The sequence below is a fragment of the Spirulina subsalsa FACHB-351 genome, assembly GCF_026130165.1.
Taxonomy (GTDB): Bacteria; Cyanobacteriota; Cyanobacteriia; order Cyanobacteriales; family Spirulinaceae; genus Spirulina_A; species Spirulina_A subsalsa_A.
This window is the reverse complement of sequence record NZ_JAIHOM010000042.1, coordinates 23,955-40,341: the sequence shown is the minus strand read 5'-3', so window position 1 is coordinate 40,341 and position 16,387 is coordinate 23,955. Positions and strand designations below refer to the sequence as shown.

Genomic DNA, 16,387 nt, shown 5'->3' with positions numbered 1-16,387 from the left:
GGGATTGGGGGCGGGTTTTGGCTGGGCAACGGGGGCGGGAGCGGGATTGGGACGAGGGGCGGGATTAGGACGAGCCACAGGTGCCGGAGCCGGTTTGTTTACTTGAGGGGCGGGACTCGGGGCGGTTTTCTGGGGTTTGGGAATGTTTGGGGTAGATTGGGCGGGGGCTGATGGGGGAGATAGGGGGATGGCATCTACAAAGGTGTCGGTTTGGGCTGCCACAAAACCACTACTCAGGAGGGTTAAGCCTCCGAGGACACTGGCACCCCGCGTGAAGAGGGAATGACGCAAGAGGAATTGATAGGGATTGAAGGCGGATTTACGATTGGGGTTCATGATTTTCCTCACAACACAAGACATTCAAGGCAATTGGGATGGGTTTAGGTTGGGCAGATCGTAGCCCAAACTGATTGTACCGAGTGGGCAACGGATTTCACTGCTGGCTCCGGGGGATTTTAAACGGATGCGTAGTTCTCCTTGCTGGTTTACGCCTAGGATGGTTCCAAGACTCCCGTTGATCTTTACTTCTTGGTTTAAGTGAATCAGTAAACCTTCGTAGGCTTGGAGAAGGCGATCGCACCCTTGATGAGCATAGAAGTCGTAGCCCGTTAAAATCCCAGAGGTGGTCAAGGCGGCTAGTTGTTCCAAATGACTAATATAACGTTTTCCTTGCCGTTGAAAAAATGTCTCTAGAGAAATACCGGGGAAGGGGGGCTGATTTTGCCAATTGATGCCCACTCCAATCACTATATGAGGGCAAGAACTCCGAGTTTCTAGTTTAATCCCCCCCAGTTTGCGACCTTGGAGGATTAAATCATTGGGCCATTTCAACTGGACGGGAATCTCTGCCTGTTGGAGGGTGGTGGCGATGCCCCAAGCGCTGGCAAAGGTGAGGAGGGGGGAAAGTTGGTCTGGGGTGATGGTCAATCCCAAGGAGAGATAAAGGCCACCGGGGGAAGATTGCCACTGTCGGCCCCATTGTCCTCGTCCGGCCGTTTGTTGTTGTGCGATCGCCATCACCGGAATTTGTTCCCCTGCACTCAGCAATTCCCACAGCTGATCATTGGTTGACGGGAGACTCTCAAAGCTATGAATGGCCATAGTAGGGGCCCCAAAAGACCAAGACAGAGCTTCAATTTCTTGCCGGATTAAATCTGGATTCAGCACAATGGTTTAGATTTTTTTCGGTTCCCAAGGGGTCAGAACCATGACAAAACGCAGAAAATACACCGAATTCAGGAGGGGTGAACCACTTGCTGATAAAAGGTTTCAAGACCTTGGACACATTGGGGATCTTCATAAAGGCGATCGCAACATTTCCCCATCTTAGCCCGCACCTCTTCCCGCCATCGCTCATTCCGCCCCAATTTTACCGCGATTTCAATATATTCTGCCTCATCTTGGGCAATTGTTTCCCCGACCCCAATCATTTTTAAAAAACTATCCGTATGACGGCCGCGCATAAATTCCCCCGGACAAGTCACCACAGGTAAATGACAAGCAATGGCCTCTAAACTCGTATTCCCCCCTGACCAGCTTAAGGTGTCTAAATACACATCCGAGAGTAGATTAATCATCAAGTAATCTAACCGCTCAGGAATCCGGCGAAACACACAATATTCCCGGTAATCTAAACCCATCTCTGCAAAAGCCACTTTTAAGCGAGGTTTTAATAATGTCCCTCGCAAAAACAAGAACTGAGCATGGGGAACTTGTGCCGCAATAGCTGGCAACATATAATCATACTGGGGCAAATATTTCACCGGAGATTGACAACATAAATAAAGGGTTCGTTCGTCCGCAAGCTGATAATCTGACCGCTTTTTAATTAACGGGGGAATCGTCGGTTTTGGATAAGCAACCCCAATATTCGGTAAGCGCACTAACTGCTCAGAATAATGCTCTTCTGCCCCTTCCCCTTCCATTAATTCACTGGACAAAAAGTAATCCACCGTCGGTAAACCTGTTGTCACAGGATGCCCCCAAGCCGTACATTGCACCGGAGCAAGTCGCAAACCTGCCATGGCAAAAGTCGGGGCATCCATACCTAATTCTGGGAAAACTAGAATATGTAAATTATCTTGTCGAATCTGTTGACAAACCGTCTCTAAATCCTTCGGAATTTGATAAAAATAATCACTATACTGTTTAAATTGTTCCGTCACCTCATCAGGAGTATTACTGGTATAGTAACAGTAAACTTCAAAGCGAGAACGATCCTGTTGTTTCAACCAACCAATCAGCCATAATGTGCCGCTATAGGAATGTAAATAAGCGGAAGCATAGCCCACTCTAATTTTTTCCCCTGCTGCTAGAGTAGGCATAGTTAAAGGATAGCTCCACTGGGGAAAGTTAGCGTTAACAATTTTTTGTACTAACTGACCATATTTGATCTGTAAATCCCGATCATTTTTGCCCTGAAAACTCAAATAAAAGTTAGTCAGTGAACAAATCCCTCTTAAGGCAATGTTGCGATCTTCTGGACTATTGAGTTGAGTCTGTTTCATCAAGTTATCTAGCCCTTTACTAAAGCGTTCTCGGTAGAATTCAATCTCCTCAGTGGTATGGTAAAGAGCGGGAACTATTAAATGCTTTAATAGTTGAAAGGTGTAATCACAGGGAAGCTTTTCTGTAGCTTTTTCTACCCAAGGCAGGGCTTGTTCAACTTTGCCCCTTCTCCGTAGATCAGTAATAAGTAAAAAATAAAGATGTCCTGCTTCTGGATAATAATTTATTCCCTGTTCAATGGTGGCAGTTAAAGCGTCAAGTTGCTCTAAACATCGATAACATTCCGCCAAGTTCCAGTAGAGAGTTTCTGAGCCAATATTATTTTTTAAATACTGTTGATATTGTTCACTAGCTCCTTGCCAATTTCCTTGTCGAAACAACCGATCTCCAGCGACTAGAAAAATTTCCTCAGTGGGAATCGTTTCTAGGTCAGCTACGGTTAAAGTCGGATGGTTAAAAAATAGGGGATGATAGTCAGAACCTGAACCTTGTAAACATAGCTGAATTTTATCAGTGATGGCTGGATTTTCCGAAAGTAAAATGGATTCCAATAGGGCAATTTCTACATGAGGAGAAACATCTAAATCTTCCCTCATTAAGAGATTTAGAACTACCCCCGAGAGAAGTAAGTGAATTTCCTCCGATCTGTGGTGAGTGCTATCAATCCAAAGGGTGATAGGATAACGATGGTGATGGGAGGAAATAACCTCAATTATGGCTTGTAATTCTGCGGTTAGAGTGCTTTCATCTTGGGTCCAGTCTAAAGCTGTTAAGAGATTAATTTCGCTCAAGGGTGACATGGTATTAATTGAGATAATAAATCCGTAATTTACAACTAGGAATAATGGGAGGCAATTCTAGAATTTAGGATTAAATTTCTGGTTATAGCTATCCTATTTGAGTTGTAATATTTTAGAAACTTGAACCCATATCCTAGGGAGAATTCATCACTTCCCCATGCGTCGCTAGAATTGTTGAAAACAGGATAGGCCATGAAAAAATCGAAAATTTCTATTATTATTCCCGTTTTTAATGAAGCGCCTACCATCGCCCAAACCCTCAAAACCCTAATCTCCCATGCAGATTCTCATAACCCCCCAGAAATTATTGTAGTCGATGGGGGGAGTGAGGATGAAACCGTTTCCCTTGCCCGAAGGGAGGGGGCGACGGTTCTCTCTTCTCCCCCCGGAAAGGCGGCTCAAATGAATGTGGGGGCGGCTCATGCCTTGGGAGAGGTTTTGCTGTTTCTCCACGCCGACACGCGCCTCCCAGAGCAATATCAGAGCCTAATTGAGGGGGTATTGCACCCCCCAGTTATTGCTGGGGCGTTTGATTTAGGGATTGATGGGGAGAGTCCGTTATTACGTTGGGTCGAAAAACTGGTTAAAGTGCGATCGCGCTGGTGTTCTTTGCCCTATGGGGATCAAGCCATTTTCCTCAAGGCTACTACCTTTCAAGAGTTGGGAGGGTTTCCCCCGTTGCCCATCATGGAGGATTTTGAGTTAGTACGTCAACTCAGAAAGCGGGGTACTATCCAGATTATCCCCTTCCCAGTGATCACCTCTGCCCGTCGTTGGGAAAAATTAGGCATTCTCAAAACCACTTGGATTAATCAAGGGGTAGTCATGGGCTATTTTCTGGGGGTATCTCCTCACCGTTTAGCGCGTTGGTATAGGGGGAATCGGGAATAGGGAATAATCATCAATTCTTAATCATTAATTTTCCCTATTTTCCGATTAATCACCCGCCGTAATGCTCCATTAATAAACCTTGCACCTTCTTCATCGGAATAGCGTTTAGCAATTTCCACCGCTTCGTTAATGGCAATGCGCTCCGGCACTTCCAAATAGAGAATTTCAGCGACGGCAATTTCCAAAATTTGTTGATCCACTTGAGGTAAACGGTTCACTTGCCAATCTACAAGAGAGTCGTTAAGCACTTGATCAATCTCTGCTTGACGACGCTTGACGGTGCCGATTAATTCAATGGCGTATTCCCGCACTTCTTGTTTATTGGCGAGGTGAATGACTTCAGGTAAGTCCACCACATAACCGAGACGATTGATGGCTGTTTGGGTGAGTTCTAGGGCTTCCTCAACCATAGCTTTGGCACTTTTGACATCGACTGCTCGGGTTTCGCTGGTTAAAAGGCGATCGCTCCCTCGGGTAGCTTCGGCGGCGGCTGTTTCCAAAACCTCCCGCACTTCGGCTGTCAGAGTGCGAATCGCAGCTAACACCAAATCGCTCAACCGTTGTTGAGTGAGTTTTTCGGGGTTGCCACTGACTTGGCTTAACCCTAACAGAGCGAGTTCCCGGGCAATTCGTCGCGGTTGTTGGCGGACAGGCATTGTTCGTAAAGACCGTTTTATTGGGCTTGAGGGTTAATTCTCGTTTTCCAGAGTTTCTAAGGTTAACACTTTTCGGGACTCTTCGCTCAGGTCGGGGCGACTGGCTTCAACCGGAACCTTCTCGCGGGATTTTTGAGATTTTTCCAGAGAGAGGGGAATAGAATTGGGCGCAAGAGGAGGCACATTGGGGCTAACAATGCCGCCAGAAATTAAAACTTTAAAGGCCTCCTCAATGGAAACGCTTAAGTTAATCACATCGGTTTCCGGGACAATGGCATACCACCCCGAAGTAGGGTTAGGGGTGGTGGGGATGAAGATACTTAACATCGGTTGTGAGAGATGGGATTGTAGAGCATTGCTGACGGTTCCGGTAACGAAACCAATACTCCAAACCCCTTGACGAGGATATTCCACCATCACGACACGGCGGAATTTACTTTTAGAATCCCGAAAGAGGGTTTCTAGGATTTGTTGCAGGGTTTTGTAAACCGAACCTGCTAGGGGAATGGCTTGTAAAATCCGTTCTCCAAAGTCCAGTAGCCAACGCCCGGCAATATTGCGAGCCATTAACCCAATGAGCAAGATACAGCCCAAGGGCACCGCCAGTCCAACTACGAGGTTTAAACTACTGGCCAGTAGGGGATGAAGACCTTGAAAGGGGTTGAGTTGTTTGGGAATTTCCGTTAGAAAACTTACTACCCAACGAGCGATAGTAATGGTTAACCAGATGGTGGTGGCTAGGGGAATGACCACTAGCAGGCCTGCAATGAGGTCATTCTTTAAGTCTTGCTTTAATCGTTGGAACACAGAATACCCACTCTCCTTTTGCTGCTCTAATCTGTTTGATCGCTCAGGATTGATTACCGTTTCCTTACAGTCTAGCAAGACTAGACCTTTCATCCAACTTGGCGGGATCAATCTCTCCCGCCAATCTAAAGTCAGCAGGGGTAGCCCGTTATACCCGAAGGGTTAGCGGGGGAGAACTTCACGTTAGATACTCTCCCCTTAAACAAGAACCCCTCGCCGTTCACGGGGGGGGAAGTAGATACTCTCCCCTTAAACAAGAAGCCCTCGCCGTTCACGGGGGGGGGGAAACAGTGAATCGTTAATCAATAATAATTGACTCTTAACTCTTCACGGATTTTGAAGTCGGTAGGGAGGAGATGGGGAGGGAGTGCAGGGGAATTTCCCGTTCAATGGGATTCTGCATTTCCCAGACTTTGAGGACAATGAGGTATTCATAAAAGGCTTGGAGAACACACCAAGTAAAGCCCGGCTTGCCGTCCCAAATCCCACCGAGGAGGAAGTACATATACAGAAACCGCACAAAGGGGCGAAAGGGAAGACGCACGGAGAGGTCTTTGAGGGCGCGTCGTCTTTCGACTTCTGAACGCCCCCAGAAGAGGTGTTTCCAGTTGACGGTACCTTGTTGTAGTTGATGGATGGTTTCTTTGGCTTCGTTGGTGGAGTAACGATTATGTTTCTCTAGCCAACGGCTGAATCCTTTGCCACTGGTGTAGTGGGGATAGGTTTCTTTGATGAATCCCGTGGGTCCGTCACAGACTTCTCGTTCAGTATGACCGTAGTCGGTAAACCAGACTTTATCTTTCCGAAACAGACGCATCTGATAACGGGGATACTGGGTACAGTGACGAATCCAAGCATTCATAAATAAAACCCGTTCGGCGACATAGTAGCCGATGTATTCTTCGGATTGAATGGCTTGTAGACACTCTGCAAAGAGTTGGGGGGTCATCCGTTCGTCTGCTTCGAGGATGTAGACCCATTCGTGCCGCGTGGGGACTTCTCGCAACATCCAAGTGCGCTGTTTGCCGTGGCTCTCAAAAGCGTGTTGTACGATTTGAACGGGATATTTTTGGGCAATTTCGATGGTGCGATCGCTGCTGAATGAGTCTACAACAATCACCTCGTCAGAAAGAGAGATCACCGACTCGATACATTCGGCGATCTCAATTTCTTCGTTGTAGGTCAAGATATAAACAGAGAACATTGCGGACTGAAACGTTTAGGATGAAGGATACCGCCGGAAGCCAAATGACCTGGATAGAAACCTGTGAAATCAAGGGATTAACTCAACAGGGTGATTAGCGTTTGCCTCCCATGCCTCCTCCTGCACCGACGAGGAGACTTCTAAAGCCTGTCCAGCCAATGACAATATAGCCAATAGCTAAGAGAACACTACTTAAGCCGATTCTAAGACCAGATTTGATGGCGTTTTGTTTGGCTTGTTTTTCGGCTTCTTCACGACGCGCCCGCAGTTGAGTTTCGGCGCTTTCTCTCTGAGCCGTTAGTGCTTCAGGATTTTGGCGCAATTCTTGAATTTGACTACGGATGGTTTGCAATTGTTCGAGTTGTTGCCCTTGGACTTGTCCACTGGCGATCGCTTGATCCAATTCTTGAATCCGTTGTTCGTCTTGGAGCAGTTGAGTGATTTGCTCAAATTGACTTTGAATTTGACCTTCGGCGGCGGTTGCACTTTCAGTAATTTGACTGAGTGCTTGGGCTTGCGCCTGACCTAGATTACTGATGTGGAGAGGAATCAACAGCAAGAAGATTAACCCCATCACACTGGCAAACAAAAACGCCCAAAATCTAAGACTGAGCAAGGAAATTTGATTCCCTTGTCCGTCTACAGCGCTACTAATCCAAGAACCAATGACTAATAAACCAATCCCCACCATGGGAACAATACCCCGATCGACAATCTGACTGGTAAACCCAATCTGCCATCCTGTATCGGTTAGATTGAGGGGATAGGCGAGCAAAATATAATCAATCAGTGAAGAGACAATGAGAATGACAGCAATGGTTTTCAGGGCCAAGGCTGTCAAGGAGGAAAGGGCAGAATTATTCATGAGCCTTTAAGTTAATTTTGGACAAACTCTGAATTTTGGACAAACTCTCTATATTCTAGGGTCGAACGAATCACCGATCTTATCGGGTTACAAAGAGCAATGATGGAGCAGCAAGAGGGTCATAACACAGGAGTCCAATCCTTGATGTGCCTATCTTAACCTAACTCTCAAGGGTCAGCCTACAAGTGTAACGATTTGTTGGGTTTTTCTAGAGATTTTTCTATGCACAATCAATGATTTTTGTCAAGGATTTATTGACTGGGGTTTTGGGAATGAGGAGTAAGGGGTATAACCTAGAAAAAGCTAGATTCAAGGAGGGATATTTTTAGGATGAGTAGACAGATCAAAGTGTATCAGGATAAAGTGGCCTTGGTGGGGGGGGCGTTAGGGTTGGTGTTGGAGCAGATTAAACAGGCGATCGCCCAACGGGGACAATGTAGCCTTGTGTTGGCGGGAGGTAGTACCCCCAAGCCTCTTTACGAAGCCCTCGCCCAGCAGGATCTCCCCTGGGAAAAACTCCATATTTTTTGGGGAGATGAGCGCTATGTTCCCCCCACCCACCCGGATAGTAACGAGGGGATGGCGCGGGAAGCTTGGTTAGATGCGGTGGATTTTCCAGCCGCCAATATTCACGGGATGCCGACGAGCGCTCAAGATCCCCAAAAGGATGCCAGCCGTTATGAAGCAGAATTACGGGAATTTTTCGGGGTATCGGCGGGAGAATTTCCGGTTTTTGACCTAATTTTGTTGGGAATGGGAGATGATGGACATACGGCTTCTCTGTTTCCGCAGACCGCCGCCTTAGAAGTGTGCGATCGCCTCATTACCGTCGGGGAAAAATCAGGTCAGCCACGACTGACCTTTACCATTCCCCTGATCAATCAAGGGCGCTGTGTTATCTTCATGGTGGCCGGCGCGAATAAACAGCCCGCACTGCAACAAGTGTTTGCCGAAACAGCCGATCCGGTGGCTTATCCCAGTCGTTTCATCCAACCTCAAGGAGAACTCTGGTGGTTACTCGATGAAGCAGCCGGAACTGTTTTAAAGTCCTTCAATAACCTTGTCATAGAATAAAAGCTTATGATTGTTTGTCCGAACTGCAATCACCAAAACCCCGAAGGGGCAACCCAATGTGAGGCCTGTTACACCCCTCTCCCCCTCACCACCAGTTGTCCTCAATGTGGCGCTACCGTACAAACCGATGCCAGTTTTTGCGGCCAGTGCGGTTTTAGTTTACAGGGCAACGGAGATCCCGGAGGGGCAACAGTTCAACCGGATTTTCCCGACCTAGACCCCACCCCAGACCTGCCCGAGGTGCCCTTTCCCACCATCCCCGAAGAACCCGCCACGGAAGTCTCGGAAGCAACAGCCCCCCATCCCACTCCTCCCCCAACGGCCACATCTAGCACCCAACTCCAAGTAGAAACGGCCAGTCTGCTCCATGTTCAAACTAACACCGTCCTAGAACTCCCCCAGAACTTGTCCATCATCCATCTAGGCAAACCCGGCGGCCCTGTTCCCCCGGATATCGATGTGTCAGGATTCCCTGACTCGGCCATTGTTTCCCGGGTTCATGCGGATATTCGGGTGGAGGGCGGTATATATTATCTGGAAGATGTGGGCAGTTCTAACGGAACCTATGTCAATCACAATCCTCTAGTGCAAGGCAACCGTCATCGTTTACGTGCAGGCGATCGCATTGCCCTCGGCAAAGAAGATAAAGTCACCTTTATTTTCCAACTGTCCTCTTGACGTTGATTCTTCTGACCCTCATCTCAATCCAGACCCCATAAATTTATTTTCCAAATCCGCCAACTCCGCCAAATTAGGGAGATATTATTAAATGGTCTGTAGGCATATTTTCACTAGGATTACAGGGTTATGAAGGGAATGTTAAGTTCAGCAGGAGAAGAAGCCCGCCCGCCCCAAAGTCGAGAGGGAGAAGATTTCAGCCCAATCTCCAGCACTTTCGCGGTCGGGCTGTTTCTACCGAGTCCCATCAGCATCTTACCGAGTCTAGGCATTTCCGGACTCTCCGGCTGGGTAGCCGGGTCAGGGAATTTACTGGTGGGTTTAGTCGGGGGTGGGCTATTGTGGTACAGCATCCGACGCTATCAGCACTGGCAGCATCTGCAACACACCATTCAGACCATGGTTGCCCTAGATATTATGAGTCGTCAATTTCGGGTGATTAATGCTGAATTAAGTATTCAAGAATTCGTGGATGTTTATGTGGTGAACGATCCCTTCACCTCTCGACCTTTTTTTGCCGCCTCCCGGGGTCAGTATCACGGCATGATCCTAATTGAGGATCTGCCCCAAATTAAGCACGAGATGTGGGCTAGTCATCAGGTGAAGGAAGTCCTTCGTCCCTTTGGAGAGTTAACCCTTGTCTCAGAACAAACCCCCGTCCTAGAGATTCTTGAGTGCTTCTTAGAGTCCACCCTAGAGCGCGTTATTGTCCTCTCCGAAGGGGGAGTAGTCCTAGGGATTATTAACCGTCAGGATCTGCGAGAGGCGATCGCCCAAAAAATCCACCGGAAAATCCCGAAAAAACTCCTAAGCAAACTGCTGAAAACTCGTCGTTTTCCCCATCCCATCCCCCAAGAGCAACTAGCAAAACTAAACAATTTCCAACCAAAGATAAGTTAAAGCTAGTTGCCTCCTGAGAATCTTGACCTATACTGATGTTTGTGACAGGATTAAACATCCCAAATTCAAGGCTGAAACACACAAAGGATAAGATGTTGGCATCATTCAATCAATTTACCCTCAAAGCCCTAGGTTTAGCCGGCCTCGTCGGTATCGGCTTAGGCATCGCGGCTCCCGCCGCTTTCGCGCAAAGTTATAACGAAGACGGATTAGATCATCCCGTTTGGATGTACACCAACACGGAATGTCCTCCCGCCTATATTCCCAGTCTGCGCGAAACCACTCCCTTCTTCGGCGAAAAAGAAGAAATCGAGCCGATTCGCGGCTATAACTTAGCTTGCTGGGGCATGACTCGCCGTCCCGGTAGCCACATTTGTAAAAACAACCCCAACCCCGCTTGTGGTAATCCCGCCCACTTTGGTTATACCTACGGCACGGAATACCCCCAAGATATTGAAGGGATTGTAGACAGATACTGGCAAGAAATCGGTCAAGCTCCCCCTCGTGATACAACCCTGCCTCCTGTCGCTCCTCCTCCCCCCCCGGTGGCTCCCGTTCCGGGTTTGTGGTAATCTTACCCGCTAACTAACCTGTCCGGGGTGCAATCGAAGCCACCTCATTCTCCGTCCAGAGTTAAGGTCTTTATACTCCTTACTCTGGACGTGAGATAAGGTTTACCAACTATCTAGGCTGAAATGCAAAAAGGACAATTTATGAATCAACTTTCAACCCTTAAAACCCGTTCAGTTCGCTCCCTAGTTGCCGGAGTTGGATTGGCGGGTTTCGGTTTGCTCAATGGCAGCGCCGGGTTTTTGGCCAGTCCTGCGATCGCCCAAACCCCAACCCCACCCCTCGAAATCGCTCAAGTTGAGGCCGACTGGAAAGAAATCGAATGTCCCCCGGCCTTTAATCCCGGTGGCCCTCGTCCCTTTGATCCCAACTGGGGATATAACCTGAGTTGTTGGGACATAGTACGAACCGGATTTATCTGTGTCAACAATCCCAGAGCCGAATGTGGTCATAACGTGGAAGCGATCAACCTCGCCACCCATCGCCCCCCCACCCGTCGTTACACTTTAACCGACGAAATGCGGGAGCGCGGTCACTTTGCCTGTGTGAACAACGTCAACCCCGACTGTGGGAATCCCGTCAAATATGGAGTTCTCTACGGGACTGAATACTTGTCAGACTTACCCGATCGAACCGATCCCCTCTGGCGACAATTAGGCGTTGAGCCACCCCCCCGCATGAATCCCAGAACCCCCCCGGGTTTATGGTAATTTAGACCCAAGTTGAACAAACCCGGTTGATCCAACGATTTCTGATTTAGACGGAAATGGTTAGATCAACCGGGTTTTTCCTTGACATCCTTTCGACCCAAGCCCTAGGCGATGATCATAAGTCACAGGTTTTTCACAAAGCAACGACATAATAGTTGACTAGGATGGCCAAAATCCTTAATTTCCCTATCTCCTGAGTTCAAGATCCGTCCCCTCTTAGTGAAACTCAGAGTAGACCGAGGCGTTCTTTATAAAAACTTTAGAGTTCTGGGAAAAAAGTTTAATCACAATAGAAAATAAGAAACCATGGATAAGACCTGTTCCACCCCCATCAGCCGCCCAGCATCACCTAATGATACTTCATTGTAATTAATATATTTAGCGAGCCATTATTCAGTTTTATAGCCCGTTCTAAGTTTTAGTGATTGGAACATTTTATCCATTTTTTTAACAGTAACTTGACCCATTAACCGAATTGATTATGCCGTCTTTCTTCCAGCCCAGTAATTCTCAGCTTACAGAAAACCGCTTACTCGACAATCCCGAGCGTTTAAGAGCCTTAGCCGATAATGTTCTAGGCATATTGTATCAATTTAAACTTACCCCCGAAGGAACTTACAGCTTCCCTTATATCTCAGCCGGAATCGAAGCGTTATTAGGGATTTCTCCCCAACAAATTGAACAAGATGCCTCCGTGATGATTAACTTAACCCATCCCGAGGATCAGAGTCGTTTTGAGCAGACTGTAGGCTATTCTGCACAAACCCTAACGGTTTGGGAGTGGGAAGGACGGATGATTTTGCCCACAGGGGAGGAAAAATGGGTGAAGGCTGCGTCTCGACCGGAAAAACAAAGGGATGGATCAATTGTATGGGATGGTTGGATTTTAGATATTACCCAATCTAAGCGAGATCAAATGGCATTACAAGCCGCTTTTAAGCGGATGGAGACGATTTTAGCGGGTTCGAGTGATGGCTTTTTAGCCCTTGATAAACAATGGCATTTTACCCAACTAAACCCTATGGGTGAGAAATTATTCGGGAAAACTCAAGCCGAACTCTTAGGTCAAAATATTTGGGACATCTATTCTGATGCCATTGATTCTCCATTTTATACGAACTATCATTACGCCGTAGAACACCGCGTGCCTGTAACCTTTGAGGAATATTATCCTCCCTTTGACACTTGGTTTGAAGTGCGGGCTTATCCAGTGGGAGATGAACTATTTTCTTATTTTACAAACATTAATGCTCGGAAACAGTTAGAACTTCGGATAGAGGAACAAATCACCGCTTTAGAGAAGACAGAAAAACGTTATTCGTTATTAGTTGAACAAAACCCTCTCGCTGTGATTGAATGGGATTTAGAGGGAAACGTCGTGAGTTGGAACAAAACCGCCGAGGGAATTTTTGGCTATTCGGCCCAAGAGGTCATTGGTTTCCCCATGCTAGATCGACTTATTCCCGCAGAATTCCAGCCGAATATTCAAGCCATTATCAAAGCACTTCTCGAACAAACGGGGGGGACTTATAGCAACAATGAAAATATAACCAAAGATGGGCGACGGATTACCTGTGATTGGTATAACTCCCCATTAGTGGATGAAACAGGCAGGGTGACTGGGATTGTGTCTTTAGCTTGGGATGTGAGCGATCGCCTTGCCGCCGAAAAAGAACGCCAAACCCTAGCCGCCGTAGTCCGCAACAGCACCGACTTCCTCGGCGTTGCCAACTTAGACGGCAGTGCAGCCTATTTAAACCCCACCGGGCGGCAAATGGTTAAATTCCAGCCCGAAGACATCACCCCCTACAGTATGCTGGACTTTATCCCCTCCGAACAGCACGACTTTCTCCAACAAGAAATTCTCCCCACCGTCTTAAAACAAGGCAATTGGCGCGGGGAATTTTATCTGCGCAACTGGGCAGATGATTCCGCCATCCCCGTAGACTTCAACCTCTTCTTAGTCAAAAATCCCGACACCGGGGAACCCATTTGTTTAGCCAGTGCCACCCGTGACATTTCCGAAGAAAAAAAAGCCAAAGCCCGCATTCAAGAAGTGCAAAACTTCCTCACCTCCGTTTTAGAAGCCTTACCCGTCGGAGTCATTGCCAAGGAAGCCGAAAACCTGCGTTTTGTGCTGTGGAATAACGCCGCCACAGCACTCTTGGGTCACAAAGCTGAAGAAGTCATTGGCAAAAATGATTATGATTTCTTTACCCGTGAACAAGCCGACTTTTTCACCCAAAAAGACCGAGAAGTTCTCAACAGTGGGCAAGTGTTAGATATTCCCGAAGAAGCCATTTTACGCGGTGATGGAGAAACCCGCATTCTCCACAGTCGAAAAACTGCCGTTTTAGATTGTGAGGGCAACCCCCAATATTTATTAGCCATTACCGAAGATATCACCGAACGGAAACAAGCCGAAGACCTGCTTAGAGAGAGCGAACAACGCTTAAATAGTATTCTGGCTTCCCTACAAGATATTGTCTGGTCAGCTTGCCATAAAACCTATCAGTTGCTGTATATTAATCCAGTGGCTGAACAAATCTATGGTCGTCCAGCGTCAGACTTTTATGAGAACTCTAATCTGTGGTTTGAAGTGGTTCATCCTGAAGATCAACCCCAGGTCATCAGTGGTTCAGAAAGACTCTTTAATCAAGGGTTTAACGAAATGGAATATCGCATTTTACGACCCGATGGTGAAGAGCGTCACCTGTTACAACGCTCCTACTTAGTGCGGGATGAAACAGGGGAAATTTTGCGCATGGATGGCATTGCACGGGATATTACCGAGCAAAAATTAGCCGCCCAACAACTGCGAGAAAGTGAGCAGCGTTATCAAGTTTTAGCCGATGCCGCCCCCATTGGTGTAATTTATACCGATGTAAATTATAACTGCTTATATGTTAATGATCGGTGGTCCAAATTAACCGGATTAAATTTAGAACAATCCTTAGATCAAGCTTGGACTCAAGCTATTGCGAAATCCGATCGAGAGAAGTTGCTCCAAGCCTGGAATAGTCATAGTTGGCTTGACCATTCTTTTCAAGCAGAATGCCGTATTCAAGATGTAAACCGTAAAGTGCGTTGGGTCATTTATCAAGCTAAGCCAATTCTAGGAGAAGGGGGAGGTATTACAGGTTATGTTGGCACATTAACAGATATTACCGAGCGCAAACGAGCCGAACGAGACATTAAACACAAAGCCCAAGAATTAGAGAAAGCATTGCAAGAACTGCAACAAACACAAACTCGACTGATTCAAAGTGAAAAAATGTCCAGTTTGGGGCAGTTAGTAGCAGGGATTGCCCATGAAATTAACAATCCAGTTAATTTTATTTATGGCAACTTAGAGCATATCAAAACCTACGCCACAGATTTACAAGAAATTGTCAAAACCTATCAAGAATCCTATCCTGAACCTACGCCGGAAGTACAGGATATTCTAGAAGAATTGGATATTGATTTCTTACTAGAAGACCTTCCTAAAACGCTGAATTCTATCCAAGTAGGGGCGAAACGGATTCGTTCGATTGTCGCTTCTTTGCGTACTTTTTCCCGTTTAGATGAGGCAGAATGTAAGGATGTAAATATTCATGAAGGGTTAGATAGTACCTTATTAATTCTGCAAAATCGTCTTAAAGCAAAACCCGAATCACCAGCTATTATGGTTCATCGTAATTATGGGGAACTGCCCCAAATTCAATGTTATGCTGGGCAGTTAAATCAGGTGTTTATGAATATTTTAGTTAATGCCTTAGATTCCTTAGAGGAACGCGATAAAAACCGCACCTATGAACAGATTCACGCTCAACCTAGTGTGATTACTATTACCACTCAACTCCTAGGTTCTCGGGAGGTGCAGATTCGGATTAAGGATAATGGATTAGGGATTCCTGAATCGGTGAAATCCCGAATTTTTGACCCATTTTTTACCACTAAAAGCATAGGCAAAGGAACAGGTTTGGGGATGTCTATTAGTTATCAAATTGTGACAGAACGCCATCGTGGGAGTTTAGAATGTGTTTCAGAAGTGGGACAAGGGGCTGAGTTTATTATTACTATTCCTGTCCATCAAAGGGAGAGTTAGAGTCAGTCCCTTGGGCTTCCTAAAAACTCCCCTAGGGCGGGTCAGACCTCAGACTTGTTAATCAATCTGAAGGATTCAGGTAGGAGTGCCAAGGATGAGGGAAGGCATAGAGACTCGCTCAGGAGAAGTCGTGACCATCAAAGCTTGTTTGAGGAAACTCAACACTGAACGCCCTTCTGACCTAGCACCCCACTTGACCTTTGGGTTAAAAACCCTAGAGAAGTTCCTGAACTCTTTCTAGGGGTAAGTCTAGTAACTCAGCAATTTCTGCTGGACTCTGACCACGACTCAGAAGACGTTGAACTAGGTTTCTTTGAGCTTGCTGTAAGCCCTGTTCTAGCCCTTCTTGGCGACCTTCTTCAAAGGCTTCTTGATAAAAACGAGTTTGTTTTAAATCGGTTAATCCTAACATTTGCGCTATTTCCTCTCGACTCAGTTGGGGTAATTTGTAAACAACAATTGTTTCAATTAAGTCAATAATATCTCGTTGAATGGTGCTTGTGGGTAATACCTCTTGAGCTTGTTGAATCAGCTTTTGAGCCAGTTCCATGGCTTGGCTCTCTTCTTCCACGACTAATTGAATTATACTCACTCCTAGCTGTTCTTCTACTCCTTCTAACTCGTCAAGATAGAC

The 16,387-nt window shown here is 46.7% G+C and carries 14 protein-coding genes and 1 pseudogene; 7 read left to right on the top strand and 8 right to left on the bottom strand.

Annotation, left to right across the window (positions count from 1 at the left end):
- From K4A83_RS10410 to K4A83_RS10400, 3 genes and pseudogenes are all read right to left on the bottom strand, one after another.
- A pseudogene (locus K4A83_RS10410) lies at window positions 1-336 on the bottom strand (hypothetical protein); the annotation flags it as partial.
- 24 nt (window positions 337-360) lie between these two features.
- Window positions 361-1,167, bottom strand: a complete 807-nt coding sequence (locus K4A83_RS10405) for a biotin--[acetyl-CoA-carboxylase] ligase (RefSeq protein WP_265264458.1) — start codon at window positions 1,165-1,167, stop codon at window positions 361-363.
- 68 nt (window positions 1,168-1,235) lie between these two features.
- A complete protein-coding gene (locus K4A83_RS10400) occupies window positions 1,236-3,308 on the bottom strand; it encodes an O-linked N-acetylglucosamine transferase, SPINDLY family protein (RefSeq protein ID WP_265264457.1) in 2,073 nt (690 codons plus the stop codon).
- Between the two features lie 192 nt (window positions 3,309-3,500).
- Between K4A83_RS10400 and K4A83_RS10395 the strand changes: the two genes are divergently transcribed.
- Window positions 3,501-4,199: a TIGR04283 family arsenosugar biosynthesis glycosyltransferase gene (locus K4A83_RS10395; RefSeq protein WP_265264456.1), complete on the top strand. Its 699-nt coding sequence runs from the start codon at window positions 3,501-3,503 to the stop codon at window positions 4,197-4,199.
- Between the two features lie 17 nt (window positions 4,200-4,216).
- On the opposite strand, the gene nusB is transcribed toward K4A83_RS10395, so the two are convergent.
- The 4 genes from nusB to hpsJ-B all read right to left on the bottom strand — a co-directional run bounded on the left by nusB (window position 4,217) and on the right by hpsJ-B (window position 7,731).
- Entirely contained in the window at window positions 4,217-4,855 is a 639-nt protein-coding gene (nusB, locus tag K4A83_RS10390) for a transcription antitermination factor NusB (RefSeq protein ID WP_265264455.1), read from the bottom strand.
- A 33-nt stretch (window positions 4,856-4,888) separates the two neighbouring features.
- Window positions 4,889-5,662 carry a DUF502 domain-containing protein gene (locus K4A83_RS10385; RefSeq protein WP_265264454.1) on the bottom strand — a complete coding sequence of 258 codons (774 nt, stop codon included), beginning with the start codon at window positions 5,660-5,662 and terminating at the stop codon, window positions 4,889-4,891.
- 319 nt (window positions 5,663-5,981) lie between these two features.
- Window positions 5,982-6,866: a glycosyltransferase family 2 protein gene (locus K4A83_RS10380; protein ID WP_265264453.1), complete on the bottom strand. Its 885-nt coding sequence runs from the start codon at window positions 6,864-6,866 to the stop codon at window positions 5,982-5,984.
- A gap of 94 nt (window positions 6,867-6,960) precedes the next feature.
- Complete coding sequence (gene hpsJ-B, locus K4A83_RS10375; protein ID WP_265264452.1) at window positions 6,961-7,731, bottom strand: hormogonium polysaccharide biosynthesis protein HpsJ; 771 nt, start codon at window positions 7,729-7,731, stop codon at window positions 6,961-6,963.
- Between the two features lie 330 nt (window positions 7,732-8,061).
- Between hpsJ-B and pgl the strand changes: the two genes are divergently transcribed.
- The 6 genes from pgl to K4A83_RS10345 all read left to right on the top strand — a co-directional run bounded on the left by pgl (window position 8,062) and on the right by K4A83_RS10345 (window position 15,753).
- The gene (pgl, locus tag K4A83_RS10370; protein WP_265264451.1) at window positions 8,062-8,805 is read left to right on the top strand and encodes a 6-phosphogluconolactonase; all 744 of its coding nucleotides are present in this window, start codon (window positions 8,062-8,064) and stop codon (window positions 8,803-8,805) included.
- A gap of 6 nt (window positions 8,806-8,811) precedes the next feature.
- The gene (locus K4A83_RS10365) at window positions 8,812-9,483 is read left to right on the top strand and encodes an FHA domain-containing protein (protein WP_265264450.1); all 672 of its coding nucleotides are present in this window, start codon (window positions 8,812-8,814) and stop codon (window positions 9,481-9,483) included.
- A gap of 129 nt (window positions 9,484-9,612) precedes the next feature.
- Window positions 9,613-10,383, top strand: coding sequence for a CBS domain-containing protein (locus K4A83_RS10360; protein WP_265264449.1), 771 nt, complete (start codon window positions 9,613-9,615; stop codon window positions 10,381-10,383).
- Window positions 10,384-10,475: 92 nt separating this feature from the next.
- Window positions 10,476-10,955 carry a hypothetical protein gene (locus tag K4A83_RS10355; RefSeq protein WP_265264448.1) on the top strand — a complete coding sequence of 160 codons (480 nt, stop codon included), beginning with the start codon at window positions 10,476-10,478 and terminating at the stop codon, window positions 10,953-10,955.
- Window positions 10,956-11,096: 141 nt separating this feature from the next.
- Window positions 11,097-11,663 carry a hypothetical protein gene (locus K4A83_RS10350; protein ID WP_265264447.1) on the top strand — a complete coding sequence of 189 codons (567 nt, stop codon included), beginning with the start codon at window positions 11,097-11,099 and terminating at the stop codon, window positions 11,661-11,663.
- Window positions 11,664-12,144: 481 nt separating this feature from the next.
- Window positions 12,145-15,753, top strand: a complete 3,609-nt coding sequence (locus K4A83_RS10345) for a PAS domain S-box protein (protein WP_265264446.1) — start codon at window positions 12,145-12,147, stop codon at window positions 15,751-15,753.
- Window positions 15,754-15,967: 214 nt separating this feature from the next.
- Here the strand turns inward: K4A83_RS10345 and K4A83_RS10340 are convergent.
- The coding region (locus tag K4A83_RS10340) for an Rpn family recombination-promoting nuclease/putative transposase (protein ID WP_265264445.1) at window positions 15,968-16,387 on the bottom strand (420 nt) is incomplete at its 5' end.

What these genes read in the sequence shown, in the direction of transcription:
- K4A83_RS10400 (WP_265264457.1), bottom strand. Translation starts at nt 3,308, where the DNA reads ATGTCACCCTTGAGCGAAATTAATCTCTTAACAGCTTTAGACTGGACC.
- K4A83_RS10395 (WP_265264456.1), top strand. Translation starts at nt 3,501, where the DNA reads ATGAAAAAATCGAAAATTTCTATTATTATTCCCGTTTTTAATGAAGCG.
- nusB (WP_265264455.1), bottom strand. Translation starts at nt 4,855, where the DNA reads ATGCCTGTCCGCCAACAACCGCGACGAATTGCCCGGGAACTCGCTCTG.
- K4A83_RS10380 (WP_265264453.1), bottom strand. Translation starts at nt 6,866, where the DNA reads ATGTTCTCTGTTTATATCTTGACCTACAACGAAGAAATTGAGATCGCC.
- hpsJ-B (WP_265264452.1), bottom strand. Translation starts at nt 7,731, where the DNA reads ATGAATAATTCTGCCCTTTCCTCCTTGACAGCCTTGGCCCTGAAAACC.
- pgl (WP_265264451.1), top strand. Translation starts at nt 8,062, where the DNA reads ATGAGTAGACAGATCAAAGTGTATCAGGATAAAGTGGCCTTGGTGGGG.
- K4A83_RS10365 (WP_265264450.1), top strand. Translation starts at nt 8,812, where the DNA reads ATGATTGTTTGTCCGAACTGCAATCACCAAAACCCCGAAGGGGCAACC.
- K4A83_RS10360 (WP_265264449.1), top strand. Translation starts at nt 9,613, where the DNA reads ATGAAGGGAATGTTAAGTTCAGCAGGAGAAGAAGCCCGCCCGCCCCAA.
- K4A83_RS10355 (WP_265264448.1), top strand. Translation starts at nt 10,476, where the DNA reads ATGTTGGCATCATTCAATCAATTTACCCTCAAAGCCCTAGGTTTAGCC.
- K4A83_RS10350 (WP_265264447.1), top strand. Translation starts at nt 11,097, where the DNA reads ATGAATCAACTTTCAACCCTTAAAACCCGTTCAGTTCGCTCCCTAGTT.
- K4A83_RS10345 (WP_265264446.1), top strand. Translation starts at nt 12,145, where the DNA reads ATGCCGTCTTTCTTCCAGCCCAGTAATTCTCAGCTTACAGAAAACCGC.